Below are 18,501 nucleotides of genomic sequence, written 5' to 3'. Positions count from 1 at the left end.
CAGTAAGTGTTGCCCGGTAAATAGCTCAATCTTGAGCGACCCGCCGCACGCAACCCGAAAATCCGGAGTCTTCAGGGACTGCGGATTTTTTTATGCCTGTTGCCCGGCCAACCCCTGCTGTCGAATCCCCCTTGCATAATCAGCGTGCCATCACGACAATGCGAGCGATTACCATTTACGCATTGGTGGCATGCTCATGTCGGCGCTTGAACGTTCAGCTCTTCATCAGTTGTACAGCGACCACAACAGTTGGCTGAAGGGCTGGTTGCGGGTGCGATTGGGCAATGCGGCCGATGCATCGGACTTGGCCCAGGATACGTTTGTGCGCGTCATGACGGCGCGTATCGACACGCCGATCCGCGAACCACGCGGCTATCTCAGCGCGATTGCGCGTTCGCTGTTGATCGATAAATCGCGCCGCCGCACCATTGAGCAAGCCTATCTGCACACGCTGTCGCTACGTCCAGAACCGGTGGATGTGTCGCCCGAGACGCGTCTGTCGATCATCGAAATGCTGGTCTCGATCGATACGCTGCTCGATGAATTGGGCAGCCGCACCCGCGAGATCTTCCTCGCCGTGCAGCTTGAAGGGCTGAGTTACGTGGCGGCAGCCGAACGGTTCGGTGTGTCCGTCACCACCGTGAAAAACCATTTGATTCGCGCCATGACCCGCTGCTTGTTGCTGATGGAGGACGAATGAGCCGCGCGCCTGATCTCAAGACGCTTGAGGCCGCGGCGACGTGGTTCGTGCAATTGAATGACGGCGCGCAGTGCGAGGCCATATCCCGTGCGTGGCAAACCTGGCTGGACGCCAGTCCCCAGCATGCGGCTGCGTGGTCGCGTGTCGAGAAACTTCAGCAACAATGGGCCAGGGTGCCCCGGCAGTCGGCTTTGTCCAGCCTCAGTGCCGCCAAGGCACAGCGCCGTGAAGTGTTGAAAATACTCAGTGTGCTGCTGGCCGCAGGCGCGTGTGGCTGGCTGGCGGTTGAAGAGGTGCCGTACCGCTCGATGCTGGCCCGGCAACGCACGGGCAGCCGCGAACGGCGCACGCTTGCGCTTGCGGATGGGTCGCAGCTGGAACTCAATGCCGACACGGCGCTGGATGTGCGTTTTGACTCACACCAACGGCTGATCCAGCTGTACCGGGGTGAAATTTTGATTCAGACCGCCAAGGACCCGGCCCAACGTCCCTTTATCGTGGACACCGCCCAAGGTCGCGTTCGCGCACTGGGTACGCAGTTCAGCGTGCGTCAACTGTCCGGGCACACTCGGGTCGGGGTGCTGCAGGCCGCTGTCGAAGTGTCGGCCTACCGCTTTGCCGGTCAGCCCGTGCGACTGGAGGCGGGGCAGCAAGTCACGTTCGACCGCGAGGGTGTCGATGCCATTCGCCCTTTATCCGCAGGCTCGACGGCTTGGGTACACGGCATGTTGAGTGTGGACGACTGGCGGCTGGGCGACTTTGTGGATGAGTTGAGTCGCTATCGTCCGGGGGTTCTGCACTGTGCGGCAGCAGTTCAAGACTTACGCATTTCAGGGGCGTTTCGTATCGATGACACAGAAACAGTGCTGGAGAATCTCAGCAAAACCCTGCCGGTAAAGGTTCGTTTCATGACCCGCTATTGGGCCAGCATCGAACCGGCCTGAGCGCCGATGCAAAAGGTTTGAGTTTTAACCTTGCTGATTTCGATTCTCATCCGTCAATGACATAAGCCACGCTCGTAGCGAGTTTGTGCCATGACAACGCAAGGATCTCCGAATGCTCCCGCTCCCCCTCAGTGCCACTCATAAAATAACCCGCGCTGTGCGCCTGACGGTATTGGGCGCGTCCCTCGCCAGCCTGTCTGCATTGGCGTTGACGCCGGCTGTGGCGTATGCCCAAAGCCAGGCGGTGTACCAGATAGCCCCCGGCCCGCTGGGCAGCGCCCTGACTCAATTTGGCGTGCAAGCGGGGGTGACGATTTCGTTCGATACCCAACAGGCGCGTGATCTCACCACAGGCGGGCTTGAAGGTTCCTACAGCATTGAGGAAGGGCTGGACCGCTTGCTGGCCAACAGCGGGCTGCAAGCCGAGCGTCAACACAATGGGGGCTATGTGTTGGTCGCCAGCCGTATTCAGTCCGCTCTGGAGTTGGGCGCCACCGAGGTTGTGACCAACCAGTTGGGCACGGTGACCGAGGGCACTGGCTCGTACACGCCCGGCTATATCGCCACCGCCACGCGCATGGTGCTCAAACCCCGCGAGACACCGCAATCGATCAGTGTCATCACCCGTCAGCACATGGATGACTTCGCGCTCGATAACGTTGATGACGTGATGCGCCATACACCGGGCATCACTGTGTCGGCGTATGACACAGATCGCACCAACTATTACTCGCGCGGTTTTTCGATCAACAACTTCCAGTACGACGGTATTCCCTCGGCGGTGCGCAATGTGGCCTATTCGGCGGGCAATACGCTGAGTGACATGGCGATCTATGACCGGATCGAGGTGCTCAAGGGGGCGTCGGGGCTGCTCAGCGGCGCCGGTTCGCTGGGCGGCACCATCAACCTGGTGCGTAAAAAACCTACCCGCGAGTTTCATGGCCATATCACCACCGGCGCGGGTTCTTGGGACAACTACCGCACGGAAGCTGATGTCAGCGGCCCGTTGACCGAAAGCGGTAATGTGCGGGGGCGTGCCGTGGCGGCCTATCAGGACCGCCAGTCGTACATCGACCGCTACTCCAACCAGAGTTCGGTGTTCTACGGCATCCTCGAAGCCGACCTCACGCCGGACACGTTGCTGACCGTGGGCGCCGACTATCAGGACAACAAGCCCCAAGGCTCAACCTGGTCGGGGAGCTTTCCGCTTTACAACTATGCAGGCGAGATCAACAGCGCCAAGCGCTCATTCAGCAACGCCACCGACTGGAGCAGTTGGCAGCAATACACCCGCACCGTGTTTGCAACGCTGGAACAGGATCTGGGTGGCGGTTGGGTCGGCAAACTGCAACTGGATCACAAGCTCAATGGCTACGATGCCCAGTTGGGGGCCATCCAGTTCAACCAGCCGGCGATGGACGGCACTGCCACCATCAACGCACAGCGCTACAAAGGCGAAACCACCAGCGATGCAGCCGACATCTATGTCAGCGGCCCCTACAATTTTTTGGGTCGTGAACACGAACTGGTACTGGGCGGCTCGATCAGCAAAGCCAACTGGAAAGGCAAAGGCTATTGGGATGTCACGTTTGGCACGCCCAATCTGGTCGATTACTTCAACTGGAAGGGCCACCTGGCCAAACCTGATTGGGGCAAAGCGTCGCAAATCAGCGATGACACGGTGCGCCAGACCGGTTTGTACGCCACGACGCGGCTCAATGTCACCGATGAGCTGAACGTATTCCTGGGCGCCCGGGTCGTCGATTACACCCTGACCGGCACCACCAATACGTATCGTGAATCGGGACGGGTGATTCCCTACGCGGGCATCACCTATGACCTGACCGATTACCTGACGGCCTATGCCAGCTACACCGATGTGTTCATGCCGCAGGAGTTCTACAACCTGGATCGCCACAGCAAGATGCTTGACCCGGACCAGGGTGAAAACTATGAGATCGGCCTCAAGAGCGAAATGTTCGACGGTCGCCTGAACGCCAGCCTCGCGTATTTTGAAGTCAAGGAAAGCAATCGCCCTATCCCGGACGATGCCTGGAACAACCTGGTGCCCACCCCGCCCAACTATGCCTTCAAGGGCACGGCCGCGCGCACCAAGGGCTATGAACTGGAAATATCCGGTGAGCTCAGCCCGGGCTGGAGCGTGCAGGGCGGGTATACGCACAAGGTGGTGCGCGATGACACGGGTAAGAAGATTTCGACGTTTGAGCCTGAAGACCAGCTCAGTTTCTACACCATTTACAAACTAAAGGGCGCCCTCGACAAAGTTTCTGTGGGCGGTGGCGCGCGCTGGCAGAGCACGGCCTGGCAAGAGATGTATAACGGCCCCAAAGACCGCTACGAAGACTTCTCGCAAAAGCCGTACTGGGTAGTCGATTTGATGACCCGTTATCAATTCACGGAAAACCTGTCGACCACCGTTAACGTCAATAACGTGTTCGACAAGTATTACTACACCAACATCGGCTTCTATAACTCGGCCATCTATGGTGAGCCGCGTAACGTGATGGTGACCACGCGCTGGGACTTCTGAACCTGCCTGCAAACGCCTGACTGTTCTGCCTGAGCAGTCGGTGCCTATAAAAAAGGGGTCAAGTCAGTCACGACACATGACCCCTTATCACCTGTCCCCTGAACATCCATCCTTTGTCAGCCTCCCGGCAGTCACGTTTAATTGCGCGAAGCAAAGAGTGCTTCGGCGACCGATCCAATCCGTCTTTTTAGTCTGACTGTTTAAGGGACCCCATCATGATTTTGGGCAGAACACTTGAAAGCTGGTGCGCCAGCTATCCACTGATTAGCGATCTGGTCGCCCTGCACGAGACCACCTGGTTCAACCCCGGCCTGGCACCCGCAGCGCAGGCGCTTGGCGATGTAGGGCTGGGTGCTGCGGACGTGGCCGATGCCAGTGCCCGGCTCGCACGGTTTGCTCCCTACCTGCGTCGTGCATTTCCTGAAACCGCGGCCAGCAACGGCATTGTTGAATCGGATGTGGTGCCGGTCGCGCAATTGCAAACCGTGCTCGCAGAGCGCTATGGGCAGGCTTTGTCAGGCGCGCTGTGGCTCAAGCGCGACAGCCACTTGCCCATCTCGGGGTCGATCAAGGCGCGAGGGGGGATTTATGAAGTGCTCAAGCATGCCGAAGACCTCGCGCTGGGCGCTAAATTGATGAGCCTCGATGATGATTACGCCGTGCTGCACAGCGATCAGGCGCGGGCGTTTTTTGGTCAATACAAAATCGCCGTCGGCTCCACCGGCAACCTTGGCATGTCGATTGGCATCATGGGCGCTGCCTTGGGCTTTGAGGTGACGGTGCACATGTCAGCCGATGCGCGGCAGTGGAAAAAGGACACTTTGCGCGCCCATGGGGTGAGTGTGATTGAGTACGCCAGTGATTACAGCGTGGCTGTTGCCCAAGGGCGACAACAGGCTGAAGCCGATCCGGGCTGCCATTTTGTCGACGATGAAAACTCGGTCAATTTGTTCCTTGGCTATGCCGTGGCCGGCGAGCGCCTGAAACAACAATTGGCGGATGAGCACATCACCGTCGACGCGCAACATCCGTTGTTTGTGTACTTGCCGTGTGGCGTGGGTGGCGCCCCTGGCGGGGTGGCGTTCGGCCTCAAGCTGGCCTTTGGCGATGCCGTGCATTGCATCTTCGCCGAACCTACCCATTCGCCCTGCATGCTGCTGGGCGTGTACACCGGGCTGCATGATCAGGTCAGTGTTCAGGATTTCGGGATTGATAACGTGACGGCCGCCGACGGGCTGGCCGTGGGCCGTGCTTCCGGGTTTGTGGGCAAGGCCATGCAGCGTCTGCTCGATGGTTTTTACACCGTCAGCGACGAAGAAATGTACAGCCTGCTGGCCCTGATGGAGCGCAATCAAGGCCTGCGCCTTGAACCCTCTGCGCTGGCGGGCGTACCCGGTATTGCCAGGGTGCAGGCCGACCGGCAAGGCTATCTGGCCCGCGTGGGGCTGGATGCGCAACACATGCTAAATGCCACCCACCTGATCTGGGCCACGGGCGGCAATCGGGTGCCCGCAGACGAGATGGATGCTTACATCAGCAAGGGCCGCGCGTTGCTGGCCCAAGGTTGAGCCGATACACGATTCAGGCATCACACCGGATATGGCACTATGCAACCCGGCCATATCCGGCCTGATCACCCTTTTGGCTCACTCACATCCCCATGCTCAACCTTCCCCCGCGCATCAGTGCCAGGCTCAACAGTAGCCAGTTTGCCAACCTGCATACGTTTCTGGTGGCTGCCCGGCATTTGAGTTTCGCGCGGGCTGCGCAAGAACTGTGCTTGACCGCCAGTGCGGTCAGCCACCGGATCAGTCGGCTTGAAACGGCACTGGAGATGAAGTTGTTCCAGCGTCTGACCCGTCAGGTCAACCTGACCGATGAAGGCGAACGCATTTTTGACATTTTGCAGCAGGCGATGGGCGAGTTGTCCGAGGCCCTTGAGCACTCGTCACAGGCCGACATTGCTGGCTCGATTGCGCTGTATGTCAGGCCCTCGGTCGCGCAATGCTGGCTCGTCCCCCGGCTGGCCGACTTTCTAGAGCGATACCCTTCGGTCTCACTGGACCTGCGCGTGGGCAATGACAACGTCGACTTTCGCACCCGCAAATTCGATTTGGCCTTGTATTACGCCAATGGCGAGTTTCCGGGCCTGGCCAGCCAGCGTTTGATGCAAGAACGTCTGGCCCCGGTGTGCAGCCCTGCGTATGCGCAGCGTCACGACTTGCTCAATAACCCGCAAAACTTGAAGTTGTGCACCACGTTGCACGACTCTCTGGCCTGGGACCATGCGGCGTTCGATGCCGAGTGGACGCTATGGGCGCAGCAGCACAACCTGCTCGATGCCCTGCCCAAACGCACATTGACCTTTGATCGCTCAGACTTGAGCGTGACAGCCGCCATGCACCACGCGGGTATTGCCATGGGTCGTGAGCAACTGGTGCAAAAGCGCGTGGATAGCGGCGAATTGATCCTGCCTTTTGCCGACTTCAGTGTGTGCGGGCACTACGACTATTACCTGGTGCATTCACCGCTCAGCGCCCTGCCAAAACGCGTGCAGGTATTTATCGACTGGCTGCACGAATGCGCGCAGCAGACGGTCACGTAAGGAGAGGTGTATTCGCGTTTTGTAGTCGCTGTCGAGGAACGAGGCTGCGATCGGGCGCGTTGCGCTGGTGGGTCTGTATCTGAGGTATCCAATCTCGCATTACGCGTCATCGGCTACAGGTTTTGTGCCTACAGCGACTCGGGGTCGACGCCGTTGCCTTTGAGCAGCGCATCCACCAGCGAGCGTGACATTTCGACCGAGTGCACCAGCGACCACACCAAACCGCGCTCAATGCCACTGGCCCGCTCGGTGATTTCATCCGAGACTTCTTCGGCGCTTTTGAGCAGCATCGACACATGCTTCAACGCCTCCAGCGCCCGTACGTTGCCCCGCACGGCGAAAGGCGAGGCCGGGGAAACGTCATCGTTGCGGGTCGGGTTCAGGCTGTCGAGCGGCGCAGGCTCGGCATCAAGCTCATCCACAATGCGCCGGGTCGCTTCGTCATGCTGGTGATCGTCGCGCTTTTTTTTCATGGTTGTTCCACTGGGATCATCAATTGAGCCAAGGCACTCGGCGACTCAAGAAGATAGTCCGCTGACTTTCCGGCCCGCAAGCAGTGGCTGAGGTGAAAACACCTTCTCGGAAACGCCCTTCATTTACATGTGGAAACATCCGACTTTTTGCCGGGTCCGCATCCCTTGACCCGCATCATCTGGCCATCACGCCAACTGACCCATAGTGATCAAAAAACCATAACGTGATGGAGAACAACCGTGATTAAACCGTGGGTCGCACTCTGTAGTTTGATGCTGGGGGCGCAGGCGTGGGCCGCTGCGCCCATGAATGAACCGATACAGCCGATCCAACCGGCGAACATAACCGACCCGGCGAAGGTGGAGCTGGGTAAGCAGTTGTGGTTTGACCCGCGCTTGTCCAGGTCCGGGTTTATTTCCTGTAACTCGTGCCACAACCTGAGCATGGGCGGCAGCGATAACTTGCCCACCTCAATCGGGCACAACTGGCATCAAGGGCCGATCAACTCGCCGACCGTGCTCAATTCCAGCCTGAACGTGGTGCAGTTTTGGGACGGGCGCGCCAAGACGCTCAAGGAACAGGCCGGTGGGCCTATCGCCAACCCTGGTGAGATGGGTTTTACCCATAACCTGGCGTCCGATGTGGTGCGTTCGATCCCGCAATATCGCGACTCTTTCAAGGCGGTGTATGGCGACGACACGGTCAGCATCGACCACATCACCGATGCGCTGGCGGCGTTTGAAGAAACCCTGGTCACGCCCAATGCGCCGTTCGATCGCTGGTTGAAGGGTGAGAAAGACGCCATCAGCCCTACCGCACTCAAAGGTTATGAGCTGTTCAAAAGCACGGGCTGCATTGCGTGCCATAACGGCGAAGCGGTGGGCGGTGCGTCGATGCAGAAGATGGGCATGATCGAACCGTATGTCACCCAAAACCCCTCGCAGGGTGTGGCAGGTCTGACGGGTAAAGACACCGACCGCATGCTGTTCAAGGTCCCGACCTTGCGTAACGTGGAACTGACCTACCCCTACTTCCATGACGGCGCGTACTGGAATCTGGACGAGGCAGTGGATGTGATGGCCCGTCTGCAATTAGGTCGCAAGTTGAGCCAGGAAGAAGTCGGCCAGATCGTGGCCTTTCTTAAAACCCTGACCGGCGATCAGCCGGATTTCAAGTTGCCGCAGCTGCCACCTTCCTCCCCGCAAACCCCGCATCCCGTGCCATTCGGTCAGTGATGCGCTGATCGCAGAGCCGCCGGTGCGGCTCTGCGTTTGACTCAGGGCGCGTCGTGGTCGATGTCCAGCTTGCTGAACGTGACCTGAGCGCCTTCCTTGCTATTGCCGGTGTTGTCCTGCACGTAGGCGCCCGCCTTGAAATACAGCGGTTTGTCGCGCCAGGTGGCGCTGATGGGGCTGTGCCACTCCTTATTGGCGCCCTTGATGTTCAGCGTACCGTCGGGTGTCAGGTTGATCACATAGGTGAAGCTTTTTGCCAGCGGCACATTTTCGGCCACGATGACGGTTTTTATCGTGGTGTCATTGGGCCGTATGCGCACCTTGGCCACCAGGTTGCCACTGAGCTTGCTGGTTTTGTACTGGTACTCAAGCTTGAGCATGGGCTGTTGGCTTTGAAATGCATGGATCTGCCCGATCACGATCTTGCCCGATGACGGCACTTGATTGACCGCGAGGGTGGCATTCAAAAAATGGTTGGCGCTGGGGTATAGCCAGTTGCGCAGGGAGCCATCGGCACGGGTCTCGCGCAGTTCGCTGCGAGGGTAGATGGCGTTGACGGTGGTACTCCCGGTGACGGGTACCCAAAAAAACAGGGTGCCGGTGTCGGCGTGAAAATACACATTCTTGAAACCTTTAAGCAGGCGAGGGGTGTCGATGGTCGTCGGCGTAGTGCCGACAGGAACACTCAGGTTCCAAGTTGCCAGATCGATCATGTTTCAGGCCTTGGGCAGCGGCACTTACAGGCATCAAACGCGGTTGAGGCGATTGGTCCATGGCTTTGAAGGGCGGTCTTTATAGGACGAACGGTATGGCCAGTTAAAGTGATGGCACTTTTTTATTGGCGTCAACGAATGGTCACGCAAGCGTAAAGCCCGCATTACAAGAAGGGATAAACAGCGATACCGTTAGTCGGTTGGATCCATTTATGTCCACATGTGTAGCTGCGTGTCACTTCTGCTTTGTGAGGCTCGGGTTTAGAGTTAACCCTCAGTTTTGTCCGGTTTTCACCTGAGTTCAGGACAGTCAAATAGAGAAGCAGCATGGAATGCGTGCACATGAAGCCAGTCAACACCGGCTCAGTTCTTTTGGTAGTGGATGATTACCCCGAAAATCTGATCAGCATGCAGGCGTTGTTGCAGCGTGAAGATTGGCAAATTCTCACCGCTGCCTCCGGTGTGGCCGCGCTGGATATGTTGTTGCGCAATGAGGTCGACCTGGTGCTGCTGGACGTGCACATGCCAGGCATGGACGGGTTCGAAGTCGCCCGACTGATGCGTGGCAGCCAGCGCACTCGCTTTACCCCCATTATTTTTTTGACGGCCAATGCGCAATCGCGTGATGCCGTGCTGGAGGGCTACGCCTGTGGCGCGGTGGACTACCTGCTCAAGCCGTTTGACGAGCAGATCCTCAAACCCAAAGTGCAGGCACTGCTTGAGCAGCAGAGTAATACCCGCGCATTGCGTCGCTTGAGCCACGATCTGGAGATTGCCCAAGCGTTCAACGCCTCGGTTTTGGAGAACGCCGCAGAGGGGATTTTGGTGGTCAATGAAGACGGCCGTATCCGCTTTGCCAATCCTGCTATTTCGCGGTTGCTCAAAGTGCCGGTGGCAGCGCTGAAGGGGGTGCCGCTACTGGACTTTCTGCAAAAGCCCCATGTACCTGACTGGTTTGAGTCAGCCATTTATCACGGGTACCAAAGAGGGGAAACCTATCGCGTTCACGACGCCATTTTGCGCTGCGTTGACGCTCAATTGTTGCCTGTGACGCTATCCTGCGCGCCCTTGAGCGGCCAGCAACAGGCGATGGTCGTCACGGTGCTGGACATGTCTGAAGTCTGCCTGCTGCACCATCAGCTTGAGCTGCAAGCCGTGACTGACCCGTTGACGGGATTACTCAACCGCCGGGGCTTTCAGCGAGCCGTTGAACAGGTGCTGTCACGGGATGAGGCGAGTACCCAGTTGCGGGCGCTGTTGTACCTGGACCTGGATGGTTTCAAGCGTATTAATGATTCGCTGGGGCATGAAGTGGGAGACCGGGCGTTGAGTTGGGTCGCTGACCAATTGGCGCACTGCGCCCGGCCTGGCGACATTCTGGGGCGTATCGGCGGGGATGAATTCACCCTGCTTTTGAATGTGGATGATCCCCGTGAGGCCGCGCAGCTCGCGGAGCAACTGATCGACAAGATTGCGGTACGCCAGCACCTCCAGGGGCTGGACGTCAGCCTGGGTGTCAGCATCGGAATTGCGGTCTGCCTGGGCGGTGATGCCCATCTCGAAACGTTGCTGCGTTCAGCCGACGCGGCGATGTACGAGGCCAAGCGCGCCGGACGTCAACAGTACCGTTTTTATGAGGCGCAACTGAGTGCCGACACGCTCCAGAACCCCCTTCACTGGAAGTAATCGCCGTGGCGCCGCTACACTGGCGCACTTTTACGCTGTGCGTTGGCCCCTATGACCGTTCTCAAATACCTTCAGGCTTACCCCCAGACGTTGCAGGATCAAGTGCGCCACCTGATCGAGCGCGATCAACTGGGTGCTTACCTGAGTGATCGCTACCCCGCCAAACATGCGGTACAAAGCGACAAAGCGCTGTATGCCTATGCGCTGGAACTCAAACAGGAGTTCCTGCGCAACGCACCGTCTTTTGACAAAGTGCTGTTTGATAACCGACTGGATTTGACCCACCGCGCATTGGGTTTGCACACCACGATTTCACGGGTGCAGGGTGCCAAGCTCAAGTCCAAGAAAGAATTGCGTGTGGCTTCGCTGTTCAAGGATGCCGCCCCCGAGTTTCTGAACATGATCGTGGTGCATGAACTGGCGCACCTCAAAGAGTCCGATCACAACAAGGCGTTTTACAAGTTGTGCGAGTACATGCAGCCGGGTTACCACCAGTTGGAGTTCGACTTGCGGGTGTACCTGACGTGGCGCGATTTGCAGGGTAAAACCTGACGGGCCGTAGACGCTGCGAGTGTGCTCGCCAGCGCGGCAATCTAACCTGTAGCAGGAGTGTTGAATGGAAGTCAGCAAAACCAAAAGCAGTTTTTATCGGCGTCTGTATGTGGCCTGGCTGATTGACAGCCAGCTGGCCAGTAGCGTCCCGGCCTTGACCGAAATCACGGGCATGCCGCGCCGTACCGCGCAGGACACCATTGCCGCGCTGGCCGATCTGGACATCGTGTGTGAGTTCGAGCAACAGGACGGCGCCCGCAACCATGCGGGGCGTTATCAGATCCACAGCTGGGGCCCGATCGACAGTGCGTGGGTTGGCCAGCATGTGGAACAGATCAAGCGGGTGCTGGGTTATCCCTGATCGCCTGGGGTCAGGCGCATGCCGATATGGGGGATGTTGTCTTCCAGGTACTCCTGGCCCTCGGCGACAAAGCCGTGGTTGGCGTAAAGCGATTGGACTTCCGTTTGCGCCGACAAAAAAATGGGCTCATCCGGCCAGTTCTCTTTAATGTTCTTCAGTACGTAATCCATCAAATCGTGGCCCAGGCTTTTTCCTCGGGCCTGTTGGGCAACGATTACGCGGCCGATGATCACATCCCCCGCGTGTGAAGCCGGATCCAGTAATCGCGCATAGGCCACCAGTTCATCGTTTTGCCAACCCATTACATGCAGGGTATCGCCCTCCAGGTCCTGACCGTCGATGTCGGGGTAGGCGCATTTCTGCTCAACAATGAAGACGTCGCAACGCAGTTTCAACAGGGCGTACAGCTGTTCTTTGCCCAAGTCGCTGTGGTGTTTACAGATCCAGTCGGTGGTCACGGTGTTGTCCTGAGAGAGAGACGATGGCCAGATACTAGGCGTGATACCGATGGGCGCCAAGCGTAAAAGTGTCAACGGATGCGGCTTTTTGATATCAACTTCAGGCCGTTGCCGGTTATCTTTGATCAGGCCGCGAATGCGTGCCTTGACCGCGATCAGGATGCCCCAGGCTAAATGCTAGCTAAATAACAATAAGCAGCTACCCATTAAGGATCTTGCATGTCTCGCTTGCGTCGGGCTTTGATTGTGTCGGGATTGACCTTATTGGCACAGCACGCGCGTGCTGAACCGCTGCGTCTGGTGGGGGACCTGTGGCCTCCCTTTACGGATGGCACGCTGGTCAATGGCGGGCTGGCCACCGATCTGGTCAGTACGGCCCTGGCTCGCGCGGGTTATAGCAGCGGTTTCGAGCAGGTGCCGTGGGCCAGGGCCATGATGGGCTTGCGCAACGGGCGCTACGACATTCTGGTCAATGCCTGGTACGACGAGGACCGCATGAAAATTGGCGAGTTTTCGGCCCCCTACCTGCAAAATCGTCTGCGTTTTATTCGGCGCAAAGATTCCCCGGTGGACTTCACCACGCTCGCGCAGTTATCCGGCTATGGCATTGCCTATGTGCCGGGTTACGCCTACACGGCAGAATTTGACACCCACACCCAACTCAAAAAAATACCTGTGCATAACTTTGCGATGGCCGTGCGCATGCTGGTGGCCGGACGTGTCAGCCTGACCCTGGAAGACGAGTACGTGGCGCGGTATCGGTTGGCGCGTGAGTCGGCGCGGGTACGCAATGCGGTGGAGTTTATGCCCAAGGTGTTGAGCGAAAACCAGCTGCATATTCTGGTCAGCCTACAGAACCCGGACCACGCCAAAATCGTCTCGGACTTTGACCGCGAAATCATCGCCATGAAAGCCGACGGCAGCTTTGATCGGTTGCTCAAAGCGCATGGGATGTGATCCATCCTCACCGAGGTGCCTGGGTTCAGGCGTGCGTTGCGCTCGATCGCAGCCTCGTGCCTGACCAGCGACTACCGTGCATGAATATACGCAGCGGTCGCTGACGAGCAGCGCTACGCAGTCTTGATCAAATGCGCCGCCAGCGTGCGCAACGGCCCAAGCTGGCGGCAAATCAGTGCCAGTTGGGTTTGCACCAGTCGCTGGCTTTCGTCCAGTTCGTCCGGCATCTGCTCCAGTTCATTGGCCAGCGCTTCTTCTTCATCACTTTGCACCGCCACCGGCTGTTTGGCGGCCAACCCTTGGGCGATCAGGTCGATGCTGTCGGCAATCCGCCGCCCCGCGCCCTCAATCAACTGCTCACGTACGTCCCCCGGCAGAGGGGTGTCGCGGTGCGCGCCCAAGCCTGACAAGTAGCTGAGCAGGGTGTGCGACAGCACCAAAAAGCGGAAACCCATGTCGGCATCCTTACGGAAATGCCCCGGTTCCATCAGCATGTTGGCCAGTGTGGTCGACAGCGCCGCATCCGCGTTGTGCGCATTGCGTCGCGCCAGCCGGTACGCCAGATCATCCGTTTTACCTTGCGCGTACTGCTGCAAAATCTGCCGCAAGTATTGGCTGTTACAGCTCAAGGTATTGGCCAGCACCTTGTTCAAACGGCGGCCTTGCCAGTCGGGCAAGAACAGGAACACCGCCGCCGCTGCAATCACACTGCCCACCAGTGTGTCGAACAGGCGCGGCAGGAACAGCCCGTAGCCATCGCCCACTTGATTGAAGCAGAACAGCACCATCAGGGTGATCGCGGCGGTGCTCAAGGTGTAGCGCGTGGTGCGGTTGATAAAGAACACCACGCCTGCGGCCACCGCGAACATGGATTGAATCAGCGGGTTGGGGAACAGGTCGAACAGCGCCCAACCCACGGCCAAACCAATCGCCGTGCCGATAATGCGCTGACTGAACTTGCGCCGTGTGGCGCCATAGCTGGGCGAACAGACAAACAGCGTGGTGAGGATGATCCAGTAACCTTGCGTCGGGTGAATCCAGTGCACCATCGCAAAACCGATACACAAGGCCAAAGGCAAGCGCAGGGCGTGGCGGAAGATCAGCGAGGTCGGCGTCAGGTGCTGGCGCAGCCGCGACCAGACGTCTTTGAGGTTGCGCGGCGAGCGATCCAGCAAGCTGCTGTCGGTGGCGTCTGCCAGGGTATCGGGGTTGCTGGCGTCACTCAACAACCGGTCGAGCGTACCGAGGTTGGCAGCCAGCGCGCGCAGCGAGCGCAGCAAGCCGCGCCAGGCCGGGTTGCTCTGAATGCGCAGATGTTCGAGAGAGGCGTGCAAGTCGCTCAGGGCTTCGGCAAAACTGTCGTCGTAGACAAACGGTTGGCGCAGTTTGATCGAGTCCGACAGGCGCTGACAGGCCACGCCTTGTTGGCGCAACAGGCGCTGGCAGCGGAACATCACATCGCTGTGAAAGAAGGCGTCGGCCAAAGCGTTGTACGGGTAGTGCGAAGAACTGGCGCGCTCGTGGATATCTTGGGCGAGGAAATACAGCTTCAGGTATCGGCTGAGTTTGGACCCGGGCCGCGAGTTGCCGACGCGGTGCAGGATGATTTCTTTGGCCGTGTTCAGTGCGGCGACCACCTTGCCATTTTGCCGCGCAAGGTCCAGACGCCCGGCTTCTACATCCAGCGTGCGGATCGGTTCGAACAATGAGGACTTGAGCTTGAGGTACAGCCCCAACTCCCAGAACAGCCGGGCCAGGCTTTGCTGCACCGGCTGATGGGAAAACAGCGCTTGCCACAGCACCGACAGCAACCCGTACCAGGCCGCGCCGGCCACCAGTAGCAGAGGCTCGTGCCAGAAATCGGTGACTTCGCCGCCGCGCTGATCGACGCCGATCATGGTGTACACCGCCAGGATCAGCGTGGCAGAGGCAATGGCGCCATAGCGTTCGCCCAACGCACCGAGCATGGTCAGGCCAAACGCGGCCAGCGCCAGTGCGCAGACCATGAGCAACGGATAGGGGAACAACAGCTCGACGGTGGTCGCGGCGGCGGTGAAGCACACCAATGTCACCAGCAAGGCGTTGAGACGGCCTTGCCAGCTGTCATCGGTTTCGGAAAGGGCGCTGGCGATGATCCCCAGAAACAGCGGGATCAGCAGCTTCATCTCATCTTGATACCAGCAAAAAGCCATGCTGCCGGTCAGGGCGATAAACACCCGAACGCTGTAACTGAACTTGTCCCGCGCCCACAGGCGGCGCAAAGACTGCTGAAAAGTTTTCGATGACATGAAGTGGCGTGGCCTTGCGAGTCGTTTCGCTAAATTGAGCCAGTTAAGACGACAGTGCAATGACACTGTTCACATCGCGCTCAAATTATTTTTGCGCCCATGAACGCGAAGGCGGCGAGCGTTGATGATTAAACGCTCGCCGCTTCAGGCGAGGGTTAGACGTACTGCGCGGCCGCGTAACCCGATGCCCACGCCCACTGGAAGTTGAACCCACCCAGATGGCCGCTCACATCCAGCACTTCGCCGACAAAGTACAGGCCGGGGCTTTTCAGCGACTCCATGGTTTTGGACGACACCTCGCGGGTATCCACCCCGCCCAGTGTCACTTCCGCCGTGCGATAACCTTCGGTGCCTGCCGGTACAACCTTCCAGCACGCCAGTTTGTCGGCCACCTCTGCCAGTTCATTCGGGGTGTACTGCTTCATCGGCTTGGACACAAACCAGTGCTCGGCCAACAGATTGGCCATCTTCTTGGTGAAGATTTCGCCAAGCAGGGTTTTCAGCTCACTGTTGGGGCGTTCGGCTTGTTGGGTGTGCAGCCAGTCCAGCGCGTCGACGTCGGGCAGCAGGTTGATCTCAACCGTGTCACCAGGGAGCCAGAACGATGAAATCTGCAAGATCGCCGGCCCGCTCAGCCCCCGGTGAGTGAACAGGATGTTTTCGCGAAAGCTTTGATCATTGCAGCTCACCAGGCAGTCCACCGAAGTCCCCGACAGCTCCGTGCACAGTTCTTTGAGCTGGTCGGTGATGGTAAACGGCACCAGGCCGGCGCGGGTCGGCAGCAGCGTATGGCCCAATTGCTTGGCCACTTGATAACCGAAACCGGTCGCGCCGAGGGTCGGAATCGACAGCCCGCCGGTGGCAATCACCAACGACGGGCAGTTGATCGGGCCCAGCGTGGTGTTGAGGCTGTAACCGGTGTCGGTTTTTTCGATCTGCTCCACCGAGGTGTCTAGGTGCAGGCTCACGCCCGCCTGTTTGCACTCGTCGAGGAGCATGTCGAGGATGTCGCTGGATTTGTTATCGCAGAACAGCTGGCCGAGTTTTTTCTCGTGATACGGCACGCCATGTTTGGCCACCATCGCGATGAAATCCCATTGGGTGTAACGGGCCAGTGCCGACTTGCAGAAGTGCGGGTTCTGCGACAGGAAGTTGTTGGGTTCGGCGTACATATTGGTGAAGTTGCAGCGGCCACCGCCGGACATGAGGATTTTTTTGCCCGCCTTGTTGGCGTGGTCAATCAGCATCACCTTGCGCCCACGTCCGGCAGCGGTCAGCGCGCACATCAAACCTGCGGCGCCAGCGCCAATAATTACAACGTCGGTAGAGCGCAAAACTGAATCCTCATTAAAAGCGGCCCTCACCCCAACCCTCGCCCGAAGGCAGAGGGCGCTTGATTGAGGTGATCTTGAATGCTGTACAGATCAGCCCCCTCTCCCTCAGGCAGAGGGTTGGGGTGAGGGAGCCGTTACAGCGGTGTTACAACACGCGCACGCGCAACACGCGGCCTTTGATTTTGCCTTCGCTCAAACGCTGTGCCGCTTGCTTGGCGATGGTGCGGTCGACGGCGACATAGGCCTGGAAGTCGAAGATGGCAATCTTGCCCACCTGAGCGCCCGGAATACCGGCATCGCCAGTCAGTGCGCCCAAAATGTCACCCGGACGCACTTTGTCTTTACGACCGGCACCGATCACCAGCGTGCTCATGGAGGGCAGCAACGGAGCGCCACCCTGCGAGGTCAGGCTGTCCAGATTTTCCCAGTTCAGCGGGGCTTTTTGCAGTTGCTCGATGGCTTGGGCGCGGTGCGCTTCAGACGGGGCAACCAGGCTGATGGCGATACCTTTCTCACCCGCACGACCGGTACGGCCTACACGGTGAATGTGGATCTCGCAGTCGCGGGCCAACTCAACGTTGAGCACCATGTCCAGTGCGTCGATGTCCAGACCACGGGCTGCCACGTCAGTGGCCACCAGTACCGAGGTAGAGCGGTTGGCAAACATCGCCAGGACTTGATCACGGTCGCGCTGTTCCAGATCGCCGTGCAGGCCAACGGCCGAAATACCTTTGGAGGTCAGGTGATCTACGGTTTCCTGAACCTGCTGCTTGGTGAAGCAGAACGCCACGCAGGATTGTGGACGGAAATGGCCCAGCACCTTGGTCACGGCGCTCATGCGCTCTTCAGGGGAGATCTCGTAGAAACGCTGCTCGATCTGGCTGTCGGTGTGCAGGGCTTCGGCCTTGACCTGCTGCGGGTTACGCATGAACTTGGACGACAACTGCTTGATGCCCGCCGGGTAGGTGGCCGAGAACAGCAGGGTCTGGCGACGTTCCGGGGTTTTGACAATGATGTCTTCGATGGCGTCGTAAAAGCCCATGTCCAGCATGCGGTCAGCTTCGTCGAGCACCAGCGTGTTCAAACCGTCGAGTACCAGCGAGCCTTTGCGCAAGTGCTGCTGAATGCGGCCTGGCGTGCCAACGATGATGTGCGCGCCATGCTCCAGCGAGCCGATCTGCGGGCCGAACGACACGCCGCCACACAGGGTCAGCACTTTGATGTTGTCTTCGGCGCGGGCCAGACGGCGGATTTCTTTAGCCACCTGGTCAGCCAGTTCGCGGGTTGGGCAAATCACCAGCGCCTGGCAGCCGAAGAAGCGCGGATTGATCGGGTTCAACAGGCCGATACCGAAGGCGGCGGTCTTGCCGCTGCCGGTCTTGGCCTGAGCGATCAGGTCCATACCCTTGAGGATCACCGGCAAGCTCTGCGCCTGAATCGGCGTCATCTGGGCATAACCGAGTGAGTCGAGGTTAGCCAACATGGCGGCGGACAGAGGCAGAGTGTTAAAAGCGGTGGCAATGGTGGTCACGGGACTGGCCTGCAAAACAAAATGTCGCGCAGTGTAACAGCCCAGCGCCCTTTGCCTGAAGATTCTGGACGAGTTGCGGTGCAGAACCTGTAGGCGCCAGCTCGCTGGCGCC

Annotated in this window: 15 protein-coding genes and 1 pseudogene; 10 read left to right on the top strand and 6 right to left on the bottom strand. The window is 58.8% G+C overall.

Features of this window, described 5'->3' with window-relative positions; genetic code table 11:
• Positions 1-196: 196 nt before the first annotated feature.
• The 5 genes from ACP7A4_RS06210 to dsdC all read left to right on the top strand — a co-directional run bounded on the left by ACP7A4_RS06210 (position 197) and on the right by dsdC (position 6,800).
• Complete coding sequence (locus tag ACP7A4_RS06210) at positions 197-700, top strand: sigma-70 family RNA polymerase sigma factor (protein WP_048402210.1); 504 nt, start codon at positions 197-199, stop codon at positions 698-700.
• Entirely contained in the window at positions 697-1,644 is a 948-nt protein-coding gene (locus ACP7A4_RS06205; RefSeq protein WP_059765414.1) for a FecR domain-containing protein, read from the top strand. Before ACP7A4_RS06210 ends, ACP7A4_RS06205 begins: the two co-directional genes overlap by 4 nt.
• A gap of 112 nt (positions 1,645-1,756) precedes the next feature.
• A complete protein-coding gene (locus ACP7A4_RS06200) occupies positions 1,757-4,195 on the top strand; it encodes a TonB-dependent siderophore receptor (RefSeq protein WP_203301964.1) in 2,439 nt (812 codons plus the stop codon).
• A gap of 215 nt (positions 4,196-4,410) precedes the next feature.
• Complete coding sequence (gene dsdA, locus ACP7A4_RS06195) at positions 4,411-5,763, top strand: D-serine ammonia-lyase (protein WP_426246026.1); 1,353 nt, start codon at positions 4,411-4,413, stop codon at positions 5,761-5,763.
• A gap of 92 nt (positions 5,764-5,855) precedes the next feature.
• Complete coding sequence (gene dsdC / locus ACP7A4_RS06190; RefSeq protein ID WP_059765408.1) at positions 5,856-6,800, top strand: DNA-binding transcriptional regulator DsdC; 945 nt, start codon at positions 5,856-5,858, stop codon at positions 6,798-6,800.
• A gap of 128 nt (positions 6,801-6,928) precedes the next feature.
• Here the strand turns inward: dsdC and ACP7A4_RS06185 are convergent, their stop codons facing one another.
• The gene (locus ACP7A4_RS06185) at positions 6,929-7,273 is read right to left on the bottom strand and encodes a hypothetical protein (RefSeq protein ID WP_059765406.1); all 345 of its coding nucleotides are present in this window, start codon (positions 7,271-7,273) and stop codon (positions 6,929-6,931) included.
• A gap of 240 nt (positions 7,274-7,513) precedes the next feature.
• Between ACP7A4_RS06185 and ACP7A4_RS06180 the strand changes: the two genes are divergently transcribed.
• Entirely contained in the window at positions 7,514-8,509 is a 996-nt protein-coding gene (locus tag ACP7A4_RS06180; RefSeq protein ID WP_305728845.1) for a cytochrome-c peroxidase, read from the top strand.
• A 41-nt stretch (positions 8,510-8,550) separates the two neighbouring features.
• Here the strand turns inward: ACP7A4_RS06180 and ACP7A4_RS06175 are convergent, their stop codons facing one another.
• Complete coding sequence (locus tag ACP7A4_RS06175; RefSeq protein ID WP_059765404.1) at positions 8,551-9,222, bottom strand: polysaccharide lyase family 7 protein; 672 nt, start codon at positions 9,220-9,222, stop codon at positions 8,551-8,553.
• Positions 9,223-9,549: 327 nt separating this feature from the next.
• On the opposite strand from ACP7A4_RS06175, the pseudogene ACP7A4_RS06170 reads away from it, so the two are divergent.
• From ACP7A4_RS06170 to ACP7A4_RS06160, 3 genes and pseudogenes are all read left to right on the top strand, one after another.
• Positions 9,550-10,872, top strand: a pseudogene (locus ACP7A4_RS06170) (diguanylate cyclase domain-containing protein); the annotation flags it as partial.
• An 87-nt stretch (positions 10,873-10,959) separates the two neighbouring features.
• The gene (locus tag ACP7A4_RS06165; RefSeq protein WP_059765401.1) at positions 10,960-11,460 is read left to right on the top strand and encodes a YgjP-like metallopeptidase domain-containing protein; all 501 of its coding nucleotides are present in this window, start codon (positions 10,960-10,962) and stop codon (positions 11,458-11,460) included.
• A 64-nt stretch (positions 11,461-11,524) separates the two neighbouring features.
• Positions 11,525-11,821, top strand: coding sequence for a winged helix-turn-helix domain-containing protein (locus tag ACP7A4_RS06160; RefSeq protein WP_426246022.1), 297 nt, complete (start codon positions 11,525-11,527; stop codon positions 11,819-11,821).
• Here the strand turns inward: ACP7A4_RS06160 and ACP7A4_RS06155 are convergent.
• The gene (locus ACP7A4_RS06155; RefSeq protein WP_426246020.1) at positions 11,812-12,279 is read right to left on the bottom strand and encodes a GNAT family N-acetyltransferase; all 468 of its coding nucleotides are present in this window, start codon (positions 12,277-12,279) and stop codon (positions 11,812-11,814) included. The two genes, ACP7A4_RS06160 and ACP7A4_RS06155, sit on opposite strands and share 10 nt — an antisense overlap.
• A 219-nt stretch (positions 12,280-12,498) precedes the next feature.
• Between ACP7A4_RS06155 and ACP7A4_RS06150 the strand changes: the two genes are divergently transcribed.
• The gene (locus tag ACP7A4_RS06150) at positions 12,499-13,236 is read left to right on the top strand and encodes a substrate-binding periplasmic protein (RefSeq protein ID WP_059765395.1); all 738 of its coding nucleotides are present in this window, start codon (positions 12,499-12,501) and stop codon (positions 13,234-13,236) included.
• A gap of 113 nt (positions 13,237-13,349) precedes the next feature.
• Here the strand turns inward: ACP7A4_RS06150 and yccS are convergent, their stop codons facing one another.
• The 3 genes from yccS to dbpA all read right to left on the bottom strand — a co-directional run bounded on the left by yccS (position 13,350) and on the right by dbpA (position 18,341).
• On the bottom strand, positions 13,350-15,524 hold the full coding sequence (yccS, locus tag ACP7A4_RS06145) for a YccS family putative transporter (RefSeq protein WP_059765393.1): 2,175 nt from the start codon (positions 15,522-15,524) through the stop codon (positions 13,350-13,352).
• Positions 15,525-15,679: 155 nt separating this feature from the next.
• On the bottom strand, positions 15,680-16,858 hold the full coding sequence (locus ACP7A4_RS06140) for an NAD(P)/FAD-dependent oxidoreductase (RefSeq protein WP_059765391.1): 1,179 nt from the start codon (positions 16,856-16,858) through the stop codon (positions 15,680-15,682).
• 145 nt (positions 16,859-17,003) lie between these two features.
• Positions 17,004-18,341 (bottom strand): ATP-dependent RNA helicase DbpA, encoded by a 1,338-nt coding sequence (dbpA, locus tag ACP7A4_RS06135; protein ID WP_238938234.1) that lies wholly within the window; start codon positions 18,339-18,341, stop codon positions 17,004-17,006.
• Between the last annotated feature and the right edge of the window lie 160 nt (positions 18,342-18,501).

The organism is Pseudomonas sp. TWR3-1-1 (genome assembly GCF_049896545.1).
In the GTDB taxonomy this organism is placed as follows: domain Bacteria; phylum Pseudomonadota; class Gammaproteobacteria; order Pseudomonadales; family Pseudomonadaceae; genus Aquipseudomonas; species Aquipseudomonas weihenstephanensis.
Note: the sequence above shows the minus strand (reverse complement) of the source record. Positions and strands in the feature narration are given on the sequence as shown.